Source organism: Oscillatoria sp. HE19RPO, from assembly GCF_024220515.1.
Lineage (GTDB): Bacteria > Cyanobacteriota > Cyanobacteriia > Cyanobacteriales > Laspinemataceae > Laspinema.
Window position 1 is genome coordinate 34176 of record NZ_JAMXOT010000012.1, and the last position, 18198, is coordinate 52373.

Sequence of the window (18198 nt, forward strand, 5' to 3'; positions counted from 1 at the left end):
ATCGATATATAAGCCCCTCTAAATCATGATGACAAGAGAATTTATCAGTTCGTCTGATACCCCATCCGGTTGTCTCAAGTCGGTTTTCTCTATGACGCTGCGTTTGTCTGCGCCTGCGTGACAGGGCTTAAGCCGGCTTGGTCTGTGAAGCCAGACCCTTGAGTCGCGCTTCTTTTTATAGACTTATCACAACCAGATTCCGTATGAGGCTGGCTATAGGGGGATTCTTTGGAGATTAGACTTTTGATTAGGTGGTGGAGGTGAAGCTCCCGCTCAGACAGAAATACTGTATAGCGTTGTTCTTAGGGATAGTGGCAGGATTGCTTTGCCTGAGTAGAAAGTTAATAGATCTTGCTCTATAGTACGCCAGAAGGGATGATTGACGGATTGACAGATAAGTGGAGAAGTTCTGGCAATTGTCTTCTTAAGGGGCAGGAGGTGCAACCGAGGAATAGCCTCAAAGAGGTCGCGAGGTGTGCTTAACGATCGCCTCTAGTAATGAGAGATCACGACAGACCCCGCATACTCCGCGACCTCTTTTACTTTTATCTGTTTTGACAGCTACTCAGTGACCGTCTCACTCTTTGCCGATCGCCGTTCCTGAGCCGTTGCCATCACCTCATCCATTTTCTCCAGAATCTCCCCTGGATAATTCTCCAACACCTTCGTCGTCAGAGAAATCCGTCCTTTCCACTCATCCAACTCCGCAATCACCACTTTAATCGGTTGTCCAACTTGAAACACCGTATGGAGAGACGCCACATACTTTTGACTGATCTGATTAATATGGAGCAACCCAGTCACCCCATTCAGGTCTACAAAGACCCCAAAGGGCTTGAGTCCCACCACTTCACCTTCAACCAGTTGACCCACTACCAGTTGACTCATCCGCTTGGCGCGAGCTTGGAGGCGCTGAGATAGCACCAACTTATTGCGATCGCGATCGGCCTCCAAAATCGTAGCACTCAAATTCTGCCCCACTAGCTGCTCCAAATTCCCCCGTTCGCTGAGGTGCGATCGCGGAATAAAACCGCGCAACCCTTCCACATTAACCGTGACCCCACCCTTATTCACACCAATCACCCGGACTGGCACCGATTCATTATTCTCTTGCACCTGAGCTAAATGCTCCCAGACTTTTCGCAATTCCATCTGGCGAATCGACACCTTGACTTGACCTTCGTCATTCGGTTCGCTGACGATCAAAAAGTCCCGTTCCTCGTTGAGGGGTACCACTTCCGCCAGATTGCTGACCGGCTTTACAGACGCTTCGGCTAAAGGGAGAAAAGCCGCCGCTTTACCCCCAATATCAATATAAGCCCCTTCCGAAACATATTCAAACGCTTGACCTCGGACCTTCTGACCTTTACGAAAGTCATAATCTTGTTGTTCGAGGGCTTTCGCAAAATCCTCAGCAGAAAAAGACGGTTGGGCCTTTTGAGAACGGGATGAGTTAGAATTCATCGTGATTAAAACAAAAAACAAAATTAAGATGAAGTTGAAATCGCTGGCACCGCGTCGCCGATCGCCGTGCCAACTCGATTGATTGAATCGGCGTATTCGTAGAAAAACTGGGCCTTGGGTTGCACCCCTCAAAATTGGTATTAAAGCGATCGCCTCCCAACGGATTGTCCGCTCGCTTTAACTCCTGATCCCCCAGGGCACACCCTCATTGTCCTCCCTTGACTCAATTCTGACGAACAATCTTGCAGTTTAGCAACTCTAGCTGCCGCAGCCAAAAATTCCTAAACCCACCTAGGACCCCGCTACAGTCTGGGGAAGACAAACCGGGCTTTTTGACAAAATCCGTAGCAATCACCAAGCAATAAAGCTCCCGAAACCCGGTTTCTTGTCCTATGGATCTCTAAAACTGTACCGAAGTTCTAGCAATTGCTCCTTTCTAACAAAACTCCGGCAGAACCCTTCAGGGATCTCGCCCGTCTTCCCCAAGCGGACCCTTTGAGTCCGGGACTGCCGGACAGATCCCAGGGCCTAATGCAATGGAAAACCACATTAACCATAGGGGACAAAATTAACGGGACTCAGGGTATTGGGGCTAACCCCAATCAACACAGCTAATACTTCGCCAGTTCCTATCACTCGGAGCAATGAATCGGCACCAGAAGCTTCAACGGAAACTCCCTCAAATGATAAGGGAGCCGCTAACGCAATCAAATCCTCCCCTGGATTAAAATCCGTAATCAGATCGGTGCCATCTCCCGGTGCGTAAACAAACCTATCTCGACCGGGACCCCCTGCCAAAGTATCAGGACCCAAACCCCCAATCAGCAGGTCATCCCCACCCCCGCCATTGATCCCATTGGCGGCAGTGTTTCCCAAAATCACATCGTTAACAGGACTTCCCTGGAGGTTTTCAATAGTTGTCCCGTATGCAATATAGGTTCCATAGCTGCTGGCACTGTAAGGGAACTGGGTCGGATCATTAATCGCCAGGTAAGTGGAGGCATTCAGTGCACTCTGGTTGGTACTGACCCCCCCTTCATTCATATCAAAAAAGTAGCTCCCGATCGCCGGTAACGCCGAAAAATCCAACGTATCGATTCCCCCGGCATCCCAAATCGTTTGCTTGACGCCAATAAAATTATTGCCATCAAACTGATACAAATTATTCCCGCTATTCTCCTCACTAAATCCATACAGGAACTGGAGCGCCCGAACATCATAAGGCATGGGCGTACTGGCTCCGACCCCAGCAATATTGAAGCTCATCGCCGTGTTGCTATTATTATCCTGGACAAAGGATAAAGAGGGACCCTGGGGCGGGAAGGTGGGCCGTTCTGCGAAGCCAAACCCGGCATAGTTATTAGGCTGCCTTAACCCTAGGGCATGACCAATTGCCTGAACTAATCTTTGATAGCCAAAATTACCCGGACTTTGAGAAAACGATAACTGCGGATCCTGTTCATAATTTCGACTGAGTACAATATCTCCCCCAGTTTCCAGTCCCGGTGCATAGCTATAGGCGTAAACCGGATCGTTCGCAAATAAGATCCGGATCTGACCGTTATCCGAGGGGCGGTCTGGAACCTCTACTAAGCTAAACGGCAGGACTTGATCATACTCCTGCATAATTTGGCGAACATTATTTTTAATCGCTTCGTTGACTTCCCCCACGCCGCTTTCAGGACCCGGATAACTCAGGGAACTTGCGGTGTCTACGAAACTGTAACTGAGGACCCCACCCACAGGAACGTTCCACTTGACAAAATTCTCCTCCAGTAAGGTCACTGAGGAAGCTGGAGGGGGTGCATCGGTGGCCGGAGGTGTTGCGGGCGGAGGGGCTTCCGGAATTAGTAAGGAATTAATTGCGATCGGGTCAAAATACTCAGACGATCGCCGGCCCTCTTCAAGTCCCTCTAGGAGATATTGCTCTACCAGTTGAGGGAGGCTTAACCCTCTAGCCTGTAAATCCAGGTTATTAGCTAAATAGAATGCAGGATTGAAGTTTAAAGAAGGCCGTCGTCCTTCTTGAATACCATTGAGTTGATAGTGAATGAGTAATTGTTCGCTAGTGGTTAATCCTGCCGCTACGAGACCTGGATTATTTTCCCGGTAAAAATCGGGGTCAAAAATCAAAGAAGACCGGCGATTTTCCCTAATCCCGTAGAGGGCAAAATGAGCGATCGCCTTTTGGCGATTATTGGGACCAAAGGCTTCGGCTAAGGCTGGATTTTGATTCAGATATAAAATTGGGTCGAAAAATGGGGAAAAACTGACATTCCGAAGCTGTTCGACGGGAACCCCAAGACCCTCCACATCTAAATCCGTCTCGACTTCTAGCTGAGTCTCCAGAAATAGATTGAACAGGTTTTCATTCAGGGAAGGGGGTTGAGGACGATTCGGGTCCAGAAGAATGAACGGAGAAACGGGTTGTTCAGCGACGGGAGTAAGCTGGGTAATAATCTCTGGATCGAGCTGTTCGAGATTTCTGCGATAAAAATCCAGGTCGAAAATCGGAGAAAATCGCCGTCCCTGATCAAGACCTACATTGATAAAGTGATCGAACAGTTCGCGATTATTTAACCCCGCCAGATCCGGGTTTGCGATTCGATAAAAGTTTGGATCGAAGGGGATGAGAACGCGACGTCCCTCTGCCACCCCTCGTTCGGTAAAGTGAGTCCGCAATTGCTCGGGAGTGAGTCCGATCAAGTCGGGATTGGCAAGGAGATAGAGTTCCGCATCAAAATACTCGGTTTCAGGGGGTGCAAGCGCCAGACCCGGTAAAACACCTTGAACCATGATTTTTTCCTCTTGATTACAGTTTCATTAAAGTTGGCGGATGTACGACCTGCCCCATTGGATACTGATCATGCCAATCGTGCCAAAAATTTCAAGTTTTGCGATCGCCCCCGGTGCTCCGAACCGATCGCCCAGTCGCCACTTCCCTGGTTTCATAGGCCAGCTTATGATACCCACGGATAGCTTCCCAACCCTTCACAGGGATTGGAGGGTTTCGTCGAACAGTTGCTGGATCTGAGTCCAAGCATCAACGGCTGCTTCGGGATTGTAGCTCGATCGCCGATCGCATAAAAACCCGTGGGTTGCCCCTGGGTATCGAATCACCCGGTGACGAACGCCCTGTTTTTGGAGTTCCGCTTCGATTTGGTTGACTTGCTCGTTGGGGATTAACGGGTCCTCTGTTCCAAACAACAGGGCGATCGTCCCGGTAATTTCTGGGGTAACACTCAAGGTGGGTTCTCCACCTCCGGGGGCCCAGTTGACAATCCCCGCCCCATAACAGGAGGCAGTCGCCTTAATTTCTGGAAGGGTAGCAGCAAGATAGGCCACATGGCCCCCAAAGCAAAACCCAATACAGCCCATTGCCGTTGTTTTAACTGAAGGGAGGGTTTTCAGGTAATCCAGAGTCGCTTGGGTATCGCTGAGGAGTTCTGAAACCTGGGTTTGCTCTTTATAGTGCCGTCCGAGGGTCAATTCTTCTTCTGAGTAGCCCACTTCAAACTCGGGTGCCGTGCGTTGGTATAATGCCGGGGCGATCGCCACATATCCCATTTTGGCGATTTTCTCCGTCACCGATCGGATATGTTCGTTGACCCCAAAGATTTCCTGAAACACGATTATTCCGGGAAATGGACCGACTCCAATGGGTTGCGCCAGATACGCAGAAATCAGTAAATCTGCATTCGGCACTTTGACATGAGCGCTTTTTATCTCTAAATCTGCCATATTCTTTCTGACTGGTTTGCCTGACAACCTGGTTTTTCCATTAACTCCTCTCTTGCCCTTAAATGAGTTGATTTCCATGTCTGAGTCCCCCTTTTACTCGTCCTACTTTATCGAGTAGCTAGGGTGCCTCCTTTGCTCCTGGGCGCAAGGGAACTCTTTGGACCGCATTCGGTGACCCGTTGTCACAACTCATGATTCTATCGCTCTTTTCTCCCCGATGGGTCAAGCATAACAGTTACTTCCCTTTAAAAAACCCTCAATGAGATTTACCGCTTAAAATGCTAGACTTAAATAGAACTCAGTGGCTTAGAACAACGATTTATATCCCGAATTTGAACCCTAAAATTTCAGCGTGCTGTCCCGTTAATCTACTCAAACCCGAGGCAACTTAAGCATGGAACAAACGACCCGATGCTTAAGTCGAATCCTCTTTCACAAGCGGGATTTGATCGGCCCCGTCATAACAAGTATCCCCTTAAGGGGTGACTGGTATGCTTGGCGATCCCCCACTCGACAAACAGGCTTCTTCCTAGCTACAAAAGAAGAGAGAGAACGCACAGCCGTCGTTGAAACGGTACGACGTCTCCCAAACCCCCGTCAGCAGCAGAATATCTCTAACCGTTTAATCCGAGTGCCTTGGAGTCCCTAGAATGCTTCAGTTTCATATCAAGACCGAAAGCGAAATCCCTGCATCGACTCAGTTGTTTAATCAAATCCGCTTCGCGATCGCCTCTCGACAAATTCCCCCCGGGGAAAAACTGCCGAGCACCCGCGCTTTAGCGATTCAAACGGGTCTGCATCGCAATACCATCTCCAAAGTTTACCGTCAACTCGAAGAACTCGGACTGGTAGACTCTCAAGCGGGTTCGGGCATTTACGTTCGCGATGAAAACCAAGAACGAGTCGTCCGCATGACCTCTCCCCTGTTTCAAAAATATCCCGATGCCTATAAAACGGTGAAACGGAGTTTAGATGAATTGCTGCAACAGGGATGTTCTCTTAATCAGGCGCGAGAGCTATTTTTAACAGAAATTGACTGGCGATTACGATGCAGTGCCCGGGTATTAGTCACGGCACCGACTCATGATATCGGTGCAGGGCAATTAATGGCCTTTGAAATCGAACAAGAACTCAAAATTCCGGTGCAGTTGGTTCCCCTGGAAGACCTCTCCAAGGCACTGGAACAGACTCCTACTGGAACTGTAGTCACGAGTCGCTATTTTTTCAATAAAGCAGAAGAAGTCGCGGGTCCGAAAGCGGTGCGGGTGATTCCCATCGATACTTATGACTATATGGAAGAGATGGAATTAGTCAAAACTTTACCCAAAAATAGTTATTTTGGGATTGTTTGTTTGAGTTTAGGAATTATGCGGGTTGCGGAAGTGATTATCCACAGTTTACGCGGGGAAGATGTCCTGGTAATGACCAGTCAACCGGATGATGCCTATAAGGTGAATGCGGTGGTCCGGACGGCCCATACGATTATCTGCGATCAACCCAGTTACAATAAAGTCCGAGGGGCCATCCATGCGGCGCGAGAGGAAATGATTCGCGCCCCTCGGGTGTTTAAGACGGAGAATTATATTGGGGTGGACTCCCTGAATATGCTCAAACGGGAATTGGGGTTTGAGTAAGGGTAAAGTTAGCGATCGCCCTCTTCTGATATCTGCGGCGATCGCATTGCTTCGCGTCCCAACATCATCAATCCTGCCACCCCCAACCCCACAAACCCCACATATTCAGACCAATATCTGAGCATCTGCTGCTTCACCGTCAGTCCCGGATGCATCGCTGTGATATAAAGCAACAGGGACATCAGCAGCAACGCTGAAACTCCCACAAACAGTAACCCGATTTGAATTCGCGCCGGTTTCAGGTCCTCATCCCCCACATCCTCCAGTTCCCGCTTAATTTGCTCGATTAGCGGGATTTGTGCTTCGGCAGCATCCGCCTGGGAACTGGATACAGAGAGATCCGCAAGGGCGATCGGCAAATTAGCATCTTCGGGGAGTTCTAAATCTAGATAACCCTCCCTCACCGGCATTAATTCTAACGGTAGTAAAGTTTCAGGTTCTTCAAATTCCAGCGTTTCAGGGGGTGTTTGAGAAATCCGTTCGGGTTGCCAATCCATATCGTCTTTATCGATAAACCTCTCCCTAGACTAACGCACCGCCAGAAAACTCGGCTAACACTTAGTCTGAGTCTTGACAAATTCTCTAATTTTTGCAGGACTTACGCATATTTTCCGAATAGACCCTAAATGTAGAGGCGATTCGCGAATCGCCTCTACAGAAATTGGGACCCTAAATGTAGGGGCGATTCGCGAATCGCCTCTACAGAAATTGGGCTCATGGGTAAGTCCTGTGTTGGTAAAAGAAAACCTCATCAAGCCCGCTTCTGCAACTCATCTAACCGCGCTAACACCTCGACGCTGTGAGTTGCGGGACGCACCCCGAGAAAGGTTTCGCGCAAAATGCCCTCGGGATCAATCATAAAACTATGACGCATGGACATGGGCGGCATCCAGGACCCATAAGCTTTGCTCACGGCACCATCAGTATCGGCTAACAGGGGAAATCGCAACCCTTCCGAATCGCAGAATTCCGCATGAGAGTCCACCGAATCGGCACTCACCCCGAGGATTTGAGCATTTCTGTCCATATATTTAGGTAAATCCTGTTGAAAGCGCCGCGCTTCTAAGGTGCAACCGGAGGTAAAGTCTTTTGGATAGAAATACAACACCACCCACTGTCCCCGATAGTCAGACAGGGAAATATTGCCATTGCCGGTATTCGTGGGGAGGGTAAATTCCGGTGCCGGTTCGCCGATCGCAGGCAGTTTACCCCCCATAGCATAAGCGGCAGGGACCCAGTTGAACCAGGCGAGGAAGGCGAGAGTAGCAGCGAGAAAGAGTCGGAAAAAATGGCGACGGGACATGATGATGATATCGAGAGAGGGGATGATTTTAGATTAGTTTAGCCTGCGATCGCTCCCCGCCTCAAACCTTTCTCGACCCCCACTCCGCTCAACCGTCAGGAAAAGTCTGCCTCGCGATTAACCCCGGTAGAGAGTGCAGGATTAGGATGGAAAAGAACGCTACAATCCTTCCATCCCCTATTCTCCAACCTTCTGCTGATTGATGAACACCCGATCCACCCCCTGCCCCTTTGTTGCTGGATCCATGATTACCGACCCTCGGTATTTTGTTGTACGTCGCGAGAAGACCGAGGTAGAAAAGGGAAAATATCAGGTCACCGTGCCATTGGTCCAGCACTATTTTGAAGGCGTGGTAAACGATGAATAGCCAAGTTTGTAGTAAAGACTTCAGTCGTTATCTTCTCTTATCTTCGTAGTAACGAATTCACTCGTTTGAAAAATGCTAAAAACTAAAATTATTAAGTATCTGAACTATTTAAACGACTCAGATTATATCGCTGAAATTGTAAGCTCACCGGGGGCAGACGAGACTTTAATTCAGCTTCTTCACAGTGAAGAGTTAGAAACCATTGCTGCAACTTGCCTGTTTATTACAGATGCTGTCCTATTGGGTTCTCAAAATCAGATTTGCCAAGAGGCTTGGGAAAGTGAGTCTAAGTTGGCGATCGTTCCCGAGTTAGAACGTCTTGTCCTATCAGATAATCATTTCATCCGCAAACAAGTCATTTATACCCTCGGAAAGATATGCAGTTACGATAGCGTCCCTATTTTACTCCAGGCCTTCCATCAATTCCGGGATCAAGACCCGATTCTGTTACCGAGACTGGTGGGAGAGTTATTTTGGCTAGGGGTAGATCATCCTGGGGATGTCATTCAGAGTATGATAACCAGTCCGCAGTACCTCACCCGATGGGCGGTTTTGAGAATCTTGGATGAATTTATTTATAACTCTCCCGATGAAACAGATGAAATATTTTTAATGAAATACAAGTTTTGTAAATCTCTGTATGATGATTCAAATTTTTTGGTACAAGCAGAGGCAAACTATGAGTATCAATTTTTAAAATTAAATCTTCGCTGGCGTCAAGAAAATTTGTCGAAGTCAGAATATAAAAAACAAAAAAAAGAGTTAAAACGATTAAAGCCCGTTTTATCTTTTTTTCAGGTTTCTGGACAATTCAATAATTACCTCTATGAGAACCGGCTTTATCACTACTCTATAGAAGAGTTAGAAACCTTTGTGGGACAGTTGATGGAAGAAACCACCTTTTTTAGAGGGTAATTTTATAAACGATTCGGGAACGACTGAAGTCGTTACTACGAACAAAGACAAGAGAACGACTGAAGTCGTTACTACGAACTTGGAATGCAAAAAAAAGGGTGGTGCAATGCACTACCCTTTTTTTTATTGATAAAAATGGCAGATAAGAGTTAAAATTATTTGCTCTTACCTAGGCCAATTTTTACAATTTAGGCGGTTACGGCCTTTTTGATGGTGGCGTCAAGTTCGCCTTTGGCGTACTTGGCGGCGAAGTCATCGAGATTGACTTGCTTGATCTTGGAGGCGTTACCGGCTGTACCAAAGGCTTGGTAGCGATCGGAACAGACTTTTTGCATATATTTGATAGAGGGTTTCAGAAAGTGACGGGGGTCAAATTCCTTGGTATTTTGGGCCAGGGCCTCACGGACTGCCGCAGTGATTGCCAAACGGTTATCGGTGTCGATGTTCACTTTACGGACACCGCATTTGATTCCTTTTTGGATTTCTTCGACGGGCACGCCGTAGGTTTCGGGGATGGTTCCGCCGTATTTGTTGATCAGTTCGATCAAGTCTTGGGGTACGGAGGAAGAACCGTGCATGACCAAGTGGGTGTTCGGCAAGCGGCGGTGAATTTCTTCGATCCGGCTGATTGCTAAGATTTCCCCAGTGGGTTTACGGGTGAATTTGTACGCACCGTGGCTGGTTCCGATCGCCACTGCTAGAGCATCCACTTGGGTTTGCTCAACGAAGTCAACGGCTTGATCCGGGTCAGTTAGCAGTTGATCGTGGGAGAGTTTTCCTTCAAACCCATGTCCATCTTCTGCTTCACCCATGCCGGTTTCCAAAGAACCCAAGCAACCGAGTTCGCCTTCGACGCTGACGCCGATGGAGTGAGCCACTTTCACGACTTCGCGGGTGACTTCCACGTTGTACTCATAGCTGGCGGGGGTTTTGGCATCTGCTTCCAAGGAGCCATCCATCATGACGCTGGTGAAGCCTTGTCGCATGGCCGAGTAGCAGGTGGAAGGTGCGTTGCCATGATCTTGGTGCATGGCAATGGGGATGTGGGGGTAGGTTTCCACTGCGGCTAAGATCAGGTGGCGGAGGAAGTTTTCCCCTGCATATTTGCGTGCACCACGAGATGCTTGCAGAATCACGGGGCTGTTGGTTTCGTTAGCAGCCTGCATGATCGCTTGGATCTGCTCCATGTTGTTGACGTTGTAGGCCGGAATGCCGTACTCGTTCTCTGCTGCATGATCCAGCATTAACCGCATAGGTACAAGCGCCATAGATGGTCCTCCTAATTACTTTTTTTTTTCAGCGATGGGGTATGGACAAGCTGAAATTGTTACAACAAGTTTAAGACAAATTTCAGATTTTTACGAATTATATCTAAAAATGAGAACTTTATAAAGTTTTTATCTCAGAATTTGTCGTTTGTCATTTGTCGTTTGTCGTTTGTCATTTGTCCTTGGTCATTGGGCCTTGGGGCTTGGTCCTTATGGCTTGGTCACTGGTCCTTGGTCCTTGGTCCTTGGTCACTGGTCACTGGTCCTTGGTCCTTGGTCCTTGGTCACTGGTCCTTGGTCCTTGGTCCTTGGTCCTTGGTCCTTGGTCCTCAATGACAAATGACAAATGACAAATGACAAATGACAAATGACAAACAACAAATGACAAATTTATGGGTCGCCCGGGATTCGAACCCGGAACTAGTCGGTTAAAAGCCGAATACTCTACCGTTGAGTTAGCGACCCGCGTGCTTTCTTTTTCAGCACCTTAGCTACATTAGCACAGGCTGTTAAAAAAAAGCAAGGGGTTTTTTAAAAAAAATCGACAGTGAGGCGAACTTGGGTTTCCCACTTGTCTCCGGGTTGCAGATTCAGCAGGTGTAGCCCGGTGTTGAGGGCGTTTCGGGGGGCGGTCCAAGGTTCGAGACAGTAGAAGTCTTTGTCTTTGAGGGTCCAAAAGACGACGTTGGAATAACTGGCCTTAAACAGTAACCGGACTTGCAAGCGGCGACTGTGGTCGATCGCCGTGGCAGCGAGTCCGGTAATTTTGGTAAAGGCGGCGTCGATTTCGTCTACGTTGAGGTCAAAGCTGCCGGTGAAGGGATGTTTAGTCTGGGTGATTTGGTCGCGGTATTGGACTGCGGGAATTTTAAATTGGAGTTTGGACTTATCCGGGGCCAAAAAGTAAGGATGGAGTCCCGTAGAAAAGGGCATAGGCCGATCGCCGGTGTTGGTGTAGCGTTGGTCGATTTCCAGGCTATTGCCTTTGAGCTTGTAGGTAAAGGCCAGTTCAAAATCAAAGGGATAAACGGCACGGGTGCGATCGCTACTGTTGAGAATCAGGGTAAGGCTGGCTAGGTCCTTGGTCACCCCCTCGGTGACTTCCCAAGGTAAATCCCGGGCAAACCCATGTTGTTTGAGAGTGTACTCTTTGCCTTGATAGCTATAGGTGTTATTCGGCAAATTCCCACATATCGGAAACAAGATGGGGATGCCGCCACGGACACTTAAATCCGGGTTGGCAAAGCGTTCGGCATCCAGATAGAGGAGGTCATGACCTTGAACTTGCCAACGGGTGATGATGCCACCCCGTTCGGGAACGACTTCGACCCGGGATTGCGCGAGTTGGTCGGAGAGGATGTAGGTCTTATATTGTTCTTCTTTCACGGCGATCGCAAACACGGTTTATCCTTTGTCCTTGAGTCGAATTAATCGGGGTCGGCAATTATCCTAGTCTTTACGGTTGTAACTTTACGGCGATCGGATAGTCAAGGGGAACTTGCCACGGGGTTGATTCAGAACCCTACCCTCAGACCCTGCTCCCCCTGGGGAAGATTGAGCGCCGTTGTCCTAGCTGGAAACCAGGCTCTTGGGGAACTGAGGCAGTTTGATTTTCTTGTTCCGACCGGCTACGCCGATCGCCCCCCCTGCCGCTGCAGCAGCCAGGGCTATCCCCACAGCCTGAGAGGTCCCATTTGATTGAGGTGGAGATGCAGGTTTAGCCTCGCCCAATTTATCAGCTTCTCCAAAAGTAAGAGGCTCACCCAAGTCATTCGTAAAGGGGGAAGCATTAAACGCCTCATCTTGATCCCTGGGTAACTCTGCTTCCCCTGCTGGATCAGACTGAATCTCAGCCGCTTTTTGGGAGTCAAAGAACGTATCTCCCGAAGTGACCACTTTAGATTGACGAGCATCCAGAATCATCGGAGAAGTCATCGGTTCCTCAAAAACCCCAGAGATCATATCGATATGTTCGAGGATGCGATCGCCCCTTTCCCCTCTGACCACTTTAGGCTGATACTTGCGGACCTCAACGGGTAAAAATTCCACCTTCATTTGTTCCTCTCGCAAGGACACTTTCAGGACAGCGGTATCATAATCGCTGCGAGCATTCCCTCCAAAAATAAAATTCCCCAGAGAGTAAGCAATAGGCCGTCCCTTATAAATTTCTGCCCCCTGCAACACATGAGGATGATGACCCACGATCACATCGGCTCCTTGGTCAATCGTAAAATAGGCCAATTCGCTCTGCCAAATTTCCGGATAATTGGCCAGTTCTACGCCCCAGTGAAAATTCACCACAATCCAGTCTACTTCATCCCGAACGGCCTGGATATCCTCGGCAATCCGCTGTTCCATGCCGTGATTGGTCCCGGGTAAGGCTGCGGCTGCGGCATGATAATCCGCTGCATAGTAACCAAAGTAAGCAATTCGCTGCCCTTTAACATCAATAATTTGAGGACGTCGGGCTTCCGTGATATCCATCCCCGCTCCGATCGCATGAATCCCGGCTTTTTCTAAAGTTTTCAGGGTTTCCTGGAGTCCGGGACCCTGGTAGTCCATCGCGTGATTATTGCCCAGGTTGACAATATCAACGCCTCCAGAGGTGAGCACCTCCACCGAGGAGGGGTCGGCTTTAAAATTAAAGGTTTTTTCTAGTTTGGTATCGGCGGTGGTCAAAGTGCCTTCGAGGTTGACCATTGCCATATCTGCCTCGCGGTATTCGGGCATTTGGTCAAAAGCCCAGGTATAATCACTCCCGATCAGGTCTTCAAACCCATGACCGAGGGTGACATCCCCGCTCATCATCAGAGTAACCGTCGGGTCATTGGGGTTGATGACATCGGTATGTTCAATGACTGGAACGGGTTCCAAGGCCGCTTGGACCACTTTGGGCCGTTCCGGCGCTCCATTGACTGGATTGGAGGCAGTTTGGGGGGAAACAATCGGGTTAGTTTGGGATTGCTCGCGCAGTTGCAAGTATCCGATCGCACTGCCCATGATAAAGGCACTGACGGAGACGCCTGCGACTAAAAATAATCTAAAAACTTTATAGTTAATCCAAGCTGCGGCGCGGGAGACCCCATCGAGCAGCTTCTGTAAATACTGATTTCTGCGTTGCTGGTTGGCTGGGGTGACAATGCGGATGGACTCACGCCACAATAAGTCAGAATTTCCGAGGGGGTTAGCACCTGTGGCGATGATGCGAACGCCATCAATCACTTCGGAGTTGAGCCGCCAGATTTGCTGACAGATAAATTTGTTTAAGCCCGAACGCAGTTGCTGGTAGAAATCCGGTTGATGGTTTAACCCATTGATTTCTAGCCGAATCGGCAGGCATCCTTTTTGGACGGGTTCGACCCGGGCATAAATGCCTTGGGGGGCCAGGTATGAGTTAATCAGGTAGGCGATCGCCCGAAAATTTCCCCCTCGTGCTAAGTCGAGCATGGAGGGTTCGGCAAAGGTGCTGAAACTGGTCATCCTGTTCACTCCTAATTTATTGCTGGCAAGTTTAAATTTTCAATCAGGGATATCCCTGGATGATTGAGGTTTAGGGTTGATTTGGGGGAATTAATCCTGTTCAAGGATTGCCTCTACATCTCCCGAATGGGTTTGAGTGTTAACAGCGTTCTGCTTAAACCGCTACTCCCGGTGAGCTTTTTTAAAGTTGTCCTTTAATTTGGGGATGGATTGTTGTTTAACGAACAATTTTTTACCCCTGATCCCATTGCAGTTGAGGTCTAAAGGACCGGGGCTGATAGTCGCCCTCTTTTAAGTTAGTTTACTGTGAGAAAGCGGCAGAATCAGACGGGCTTGGGTGATTCAATGGGCGATTGCCCAAACACTAAATTCCACCCTTCTGCCGCCTGCGGTGTTCGCCCAACTCGGTTCCCTAAGATTTTCCCCGATTTTCTGCCATTTTCCCCGATTTTCCCCGATTGTCCTAAGTCATCCTCAAGAGAAGCAACCGGGGTATTTCCCGTGAAAGATTGGCTTGACGATTGTAGCCCAAAACTTCTATTTTTTGAGTCTTTGACTTGACAAAATCATCCCAGATATGCATTAACTCACTTTTGGGTTGTCAAGGCGATCGCCTTGGGGGGTTTAATGTGAGCCAAAGCCAGGAGAGGCGATTCTTTAGGGGTCTTTCTGAGTTAAAACTGATAAGTCACGCCCACTTGCAAAACAGGGTAAAAGCGGAAACGGTTCAACGAATCCTCTAGGTCTTCGCGCTCTCGCTCAAGTTCACTGGCTAGTGCCGGATTAGATGCGGCACCGGGGGCTGTTAACGTCACATCGGGCGATCGCTGAAACATCACCCCCAGGTCCATAAAAAATCCCCATCGCTTTCCAAAGGCCACCGGATTACCCCAACCGACCCCAATATAAGGTGCAAAATCTGGAAAATCAACTTCAGCTTGTAACGTCCCCACTTCTGCTGCGGCAAAGGTCGTGTTCCCAATTTGATAGGAAGGGATGCCATTAGTTGTGGAAGTCTGACCGACTCCTGATGCCTGATTCCCGTTATAAACCAAACCCCCGGTGATCCGAAATCCCGAGTCTTCGTTGGGAAAATAATCGACAAAAGCTGGAATGGTCCGCAAATCTACATCGGTATCATACTCAATGTCGCTTTCTGTAAAGTTGCTGTTGAAGGATAACCCACTAAATCCAATTCTCGCGTTTAAATTAGGGAAAATCCGACCCGTAACCTGAACCCCAATTCCCGGGGTTCCCACATGACCGGAAACGGCAATCCCACTGCGTTCTTCCAGCAATCGTAGGGTACGCGGTGGCAGGGGGGCGGGTTCAGACGGGGGAACGGGACGAGGTACAGGGGGAACGGGTTGAGTGGGGGGAAGGGGTTGAGTGGGGGGAAGGGGCGCGGGGGCCGGTGGGACCGGCGTCGGTCCTGGGACTTGTTGACAGCGAGAATTCAGAGGAAATAACCGACACAGGGTTTCTAAATCGGTATCTTGCGCTTGGAGGGGTTGGGACAGACTGGCATCGATCGCCATAGTGGTTAAAATACCAACCACGCCATAAAAAATTTTTATAGATAAACCAAAGTTGTGAGCCATGAGCTTTTGTATTCGGCTGGTGTTGGGCTGTTTGCGTTTGCCATCGCATCATATCCCATCCCACTGATGCCCGGGTAATGATTTTATCTGGGACTAGGCGATCGCCCCTGACCCCAGGATTGCCCTGGCCCTTTGCCTTTGCCATCCCTTATCTCTATACTGTTTAAAATACTGTGTAAAATTTTGATAACTTTTTTAACGATTATTAACTCATTTGGGAGTCGGCGATCGCTCCTGAACCCCCCACTCCATCACCCTCTTGAGGCCAAACTATGACCGTTCGTAAAGACACAATTTTTGAGCAGTTTTTAGCACCTGTCGTCTGGCTATTCGTCGATGAAAAGGCGATGCAGCAGGTCAGTCGTAGCATCGACTGGGAAACCGAAAGCGATCGCCTCAGTCGGCCAGATTTGCAGTACCCCAACTATTACATCACTCAAAATTTTCACGGCATTGAAGGCGGTTACCTGAATCGGGGTGCAGCAGTCAGTTACGACCCGATTACCCAGTATGCGCTTCCTCCCCATGAAGGTTGGGTCCGTCAAGGGCTGATCGATGCCATTCGCACCCATCCACGCCGCATCCTGGACCTGGGTTGTGGCACGGGTTCGACGACGCTTCTGCTCAAACAAGCCTTTCCCGACGCGGAAACGATCGGTTTGGATTTATCCCCCTATATGTTGGTGATGGCGGAATACAAGGCTAAACAAGCGGGTTTAGAGATTCAGTGGGTGCATGGCCCTGCAGAACAGACTGGATTTGCCCCCAATTCTTTCGATCTGGTAACCGCTTCGTTACTCTTCCACGAGACGCCCACAGAAATCGCCTCGGCGATCGCCCAAGAAAGTTTCCGACTCCTGCAACCTGGGGGACAGTTTTTGATTCTCGATGGCAATCAAAAAACCCTACGCCAGACCCCGTGGCTTACCCAAATTTTTGAAGAACCTTATATTCAGGAGTATGCCGGTGGCAGTGTGGATGCCTGGATGGGTGCAGCAGGATTTGGTGCGGTCCAGACAACCGAAGTTTGGTTACTCAATCAGGTAACCAGCGGGATCAAACCTTTGCCTCAATCCCCGGTGGCGTCACCGAAATCGACGGAACAAGAGGAGTCCTGGGTTGTGGCTCCTAGCTACTAAGGAAAGACACCATGAGTTTAAAAGCGATTTTATTTGATTTCAATGGGGTCATCATTAATGATGAGTCGATTCACGAGGCGTTAATCAATGAGTTGCTGCTGGCGGAGAACTTGCGTCCGAAAAAGGGAGAGTTCTGGCAAATCTGTTTAGGACGCAGCGATCGCGCCTGTATTGCAGAATTATTTGCCAGTCGGGGTCGGTTCCTGACGGAGGAGGCCCTGAATTCCCTGATTGCTCGCAAGGCGATCGCCTATCAGGAACGACTCGCTACCCTAAAGAAACTGCCGATTTTTATCGGGGTGGAAGATTTGATTTATAAACTGCGCGGCGCTCAGTTAAAATTAGCGGTGGTCTCCGGTGCTTTGCGCTCGGAGGTGGAACTGGTGTTAAATCGGGCCAATATGGCCCAATATTTCTCGGCGATCGTGGCGGGAGATGACATCACTGCGAGTAAACCGGAACCCGATGGCTATTTGTTGGCGGTGGAACGGTTGAATCAGCAATATCCGGAGCTCAACCTGACGCCGAGAGATTGTTTGGCGATCGAAGATACTCCGGCAGGAATTCAGGCGGCTCAACGGGCGGGGATTCAGGTGGTTGGCATCGCCAATACTTACCCGTTTCATATGCTCCAACGGCAGGCAGACTGGACGGTTGATGATCTGCGCGATGTGGAACTCGATCGCCTCAAAGAGTTCTTTCAGCGCTGTTGGTCTCAACCTGTACCGGGTTAAGGATACTCTACTGCCAGGGGAGTTTGCGCCATTTTGAACCCCGCAAAAATTTATCTGGGATTGCCTCTTCCCTTTCTGCCTGGGTTCATGTTATGATGGTTCTACGAATGACCGGGGAATTAGCTCAGTTGGTAGAGCGCTGCGATCGCACCGCAGAGGTCAGCGGTTCGAATCCGCTATTCTCCATTGTTAGTGACAAACTCAGACAGCTAGAGCAAGTAAGGTTCAGAATTGCCTTGGTGGGATAACGTTACAATCCGGCACTAGGCGATCGGTTCCACCTCGTTTAGAACAAAACTTAATCATTTTGAAGACCCCACCATATATGTAGAGGCGATTCGCGAATCGCCTCTACATATATGGGTCGATATTATAGATTGCGTAAGTCCTGGCTAGGCGATCGGGGTTCGGGTTAGGGTATTCCAACAAATAAATCATCCTTGCTTTGATGCGATCGCACCTAACAAGGCTCTTTTAGCCCGCGCAGGCGGGCTTTGTCCGTGTAGCCCCACCCTTCAGGGTGCGGGTTTTTTGAAGGTTTTATTTTTTGGA

Annotated in this window: 13 protein-coding genes and 2 tRNA genes; 5 read left to right on the forward strand and 10 right to left on the reverse strand. The window is 49.1% G+C overall.

Features of this window, described 5'->3' with window-relative positions:
- Positions 1-561: 561 nt before the first annotated feature.
- The 3 genes from NG833_RS01560 to NG833_RS01570 form a co-directional block, all read right to left on the reverse strand.
- Positions 562-1464 (reverse strand): S1 RNA-binding domain-containing protein, encoded by a 903-nt coding sequence (locus NG833_RS01560; protein WP_254563578.1) that lies wholly within the window; start codon positions 1462-1464, stop codon positions 562-564.
- Between the two features lie 549 nt (positions 1465-2013).
- Positions 2014-4260 (reverse strand): hypothetical protein, encoded by a 2247-nt coding sequence (locus NG833_RS01565; protein ID WP_254563579.1) that lies wholly within the window; start codon positions 4258-4260, stop codon positions 2014-2016.
- A 195-nt stretch (positions 4261-4455) separates the two neighbouring features.
- The gene (locus NG833_RS01570; RefSeq protein ID WP_254563580.1) at positions 4456-5205 is read right to left on the reverse strand and encodes a dienelactone hydrolase family protein; all 750 of its coding nucleotides are present in this window, start codon (positions 5203-5205) and stop codon (positions 4456-4458) included.
- Between the two features lie 650 nt (positions 5206-5855).
- Between NG833_RS01570 and NG833_RS01575 the strand changes: the two genes are divergently transcribed.
- Positions 5856-6839 carry a GntR family transcriptional regulator gene (locus tag NG833_RS01575; protein WP_254563581.1) on the forward strand — a complete coding sequence of 328 codons (984 nt, stop codon included), beginning with the start codon at positions 5856-5858 and terminating at the stop codon, positions 6837-6839.
- Between the two features lie 8 nt (positions 6840-6847).
- On the opposite strand, the gene NG833_RS01580 is transcribed toward NG833_RS01575, so the two are convergent.
- Positions 6848-7336, reverse strand: a complete 489-nt coding sequence (locus tag NG833_RS01580; protein ID WP_254563582.1) for a hypothetical protein — start codon at positions 7334-7336, stop codon at positions 6848-6850.
- 254 nt (positions 7337-7590) lie between these two features.
- Positions 7591-8145 (reverse strand): peroxiredoxin, encoded by a 555-nt coding sequence (locus NG833_RS01585; RefSeq protein ID WP_254563590.1) that lies wholly within the window; start codon positions 8143-8145, stop codon positions 7591-7593.
- 436 nt (positions 8146-8581) lie between these two features.
- Here NG833_RS01585 and NG833_RS01590 point away from each other — a divergent pair, with 436 nt between their 5' ends.
- A complete protein-coding gene (locus NG833_RS01590) occupies positions 8582-9424 on the forward strand; it encodes a HEAT repeat domain-containing protein (RefSeq protein ID WP_254563583.1) in 843 nt (280 codons plus the stop codon).
- A gap of 188 nt (positions 9425-9612) precedes the next feature.
- Here the strand turns inward: NG833_RS01590 and fba are convergent, their stop codons facing one another.
- The 5 genes from fba to NG833_RS01615 form a co-directional block, all read right to left on the reverse strand.
- Positions 9613-10692 (reverse strand): class II fructose-bisphosphate aldolase, encoded by a 1080-nt coding sequence (gene fba / locus NG833_RS01595; protein ID WP_254563584.1) that lies wholly within the window; start codon positions 10690-10692, stop codon positions 9613-9615.
- 393 nt (positions 10693-11085) lie between these two features.
- A tRNA-Lys gene (locus NG833_RS01600) sits at positions 11086-11157 on the reverse strand.
- A 66-nt stretch (positions 11158-11223) separates the two neighbouring features.
- On the reverse strand, positions 11224-12093 hold the full coding sequence (locus NG833_RS01605; RefSeq protein WP_254563585.1) for an aldose epimerase: 870 nt from the start codon (positions 12091-12093) through the stop codon (positions 11224-11226).
- A gap of 168 nt (positions 12094-12261) precedes the next feature.
- The gene (locus NG833_RS01610; protein WP_254563586.1) at positions 12262-14172 is read right to left on the reverse strand and encodes a CapA family protein; all 1911 of its coding nucleotides are present in this window, start codon (positions 14170-14172) and stop codon (positions 12262-12264) included.
- Positions 14173-14846: 674 nt separating this feature from the next.
- Positions 14847-15773 (reverse strand): hypothetical protein, encoded by a 927-nt coding sequence (locus NG833_RS01615; RefSeq protein ID WP_254563587.1) that lies wholly within the window; start codon positions 15771-15773, stop codon positions 14847-14849.
- 272 nt (positions 15774-16045) lie between these two features.
- Between NG833_RS01615 and NG833_RS01620 the strand changes: the two genes are divergently transcribed.
- From NG833_RS01620 to NG833_RS01630, 3 genes are all read left to right on the forward strand, one after another.
- Positions 16046-16912 (forward strand): class I SAM-dependent methyltransferase, encoded by an 867-nt coding sequence (locus NG833_RS01620; protein WP_254563588.1) that lies wholly within the window; start codon positions 16046-16048, stop codon positions 16910-16912.
- An 11-nt stretch (positions 16913-16923) separates the two neighbouring features.
- Positions 16924-17646 (forward strand): HAD family phosphatase, encoded by a 723-nt coding sequence (locus NG833_RS01625; RefSeq protein WP_254563589.1) that lies wholly within the window; start codon positions 16924-16926, stop codon positions 17644-17646.
- 113 nt (positions 17647-17759) lie between these two features.
- Positions 17760-17832: transfer RNA gene (locus NG833_RS01630), tRNA-Ala, on the forward strand.
- Positions 17833-18198: the final 366 nt, after the last annotated feature.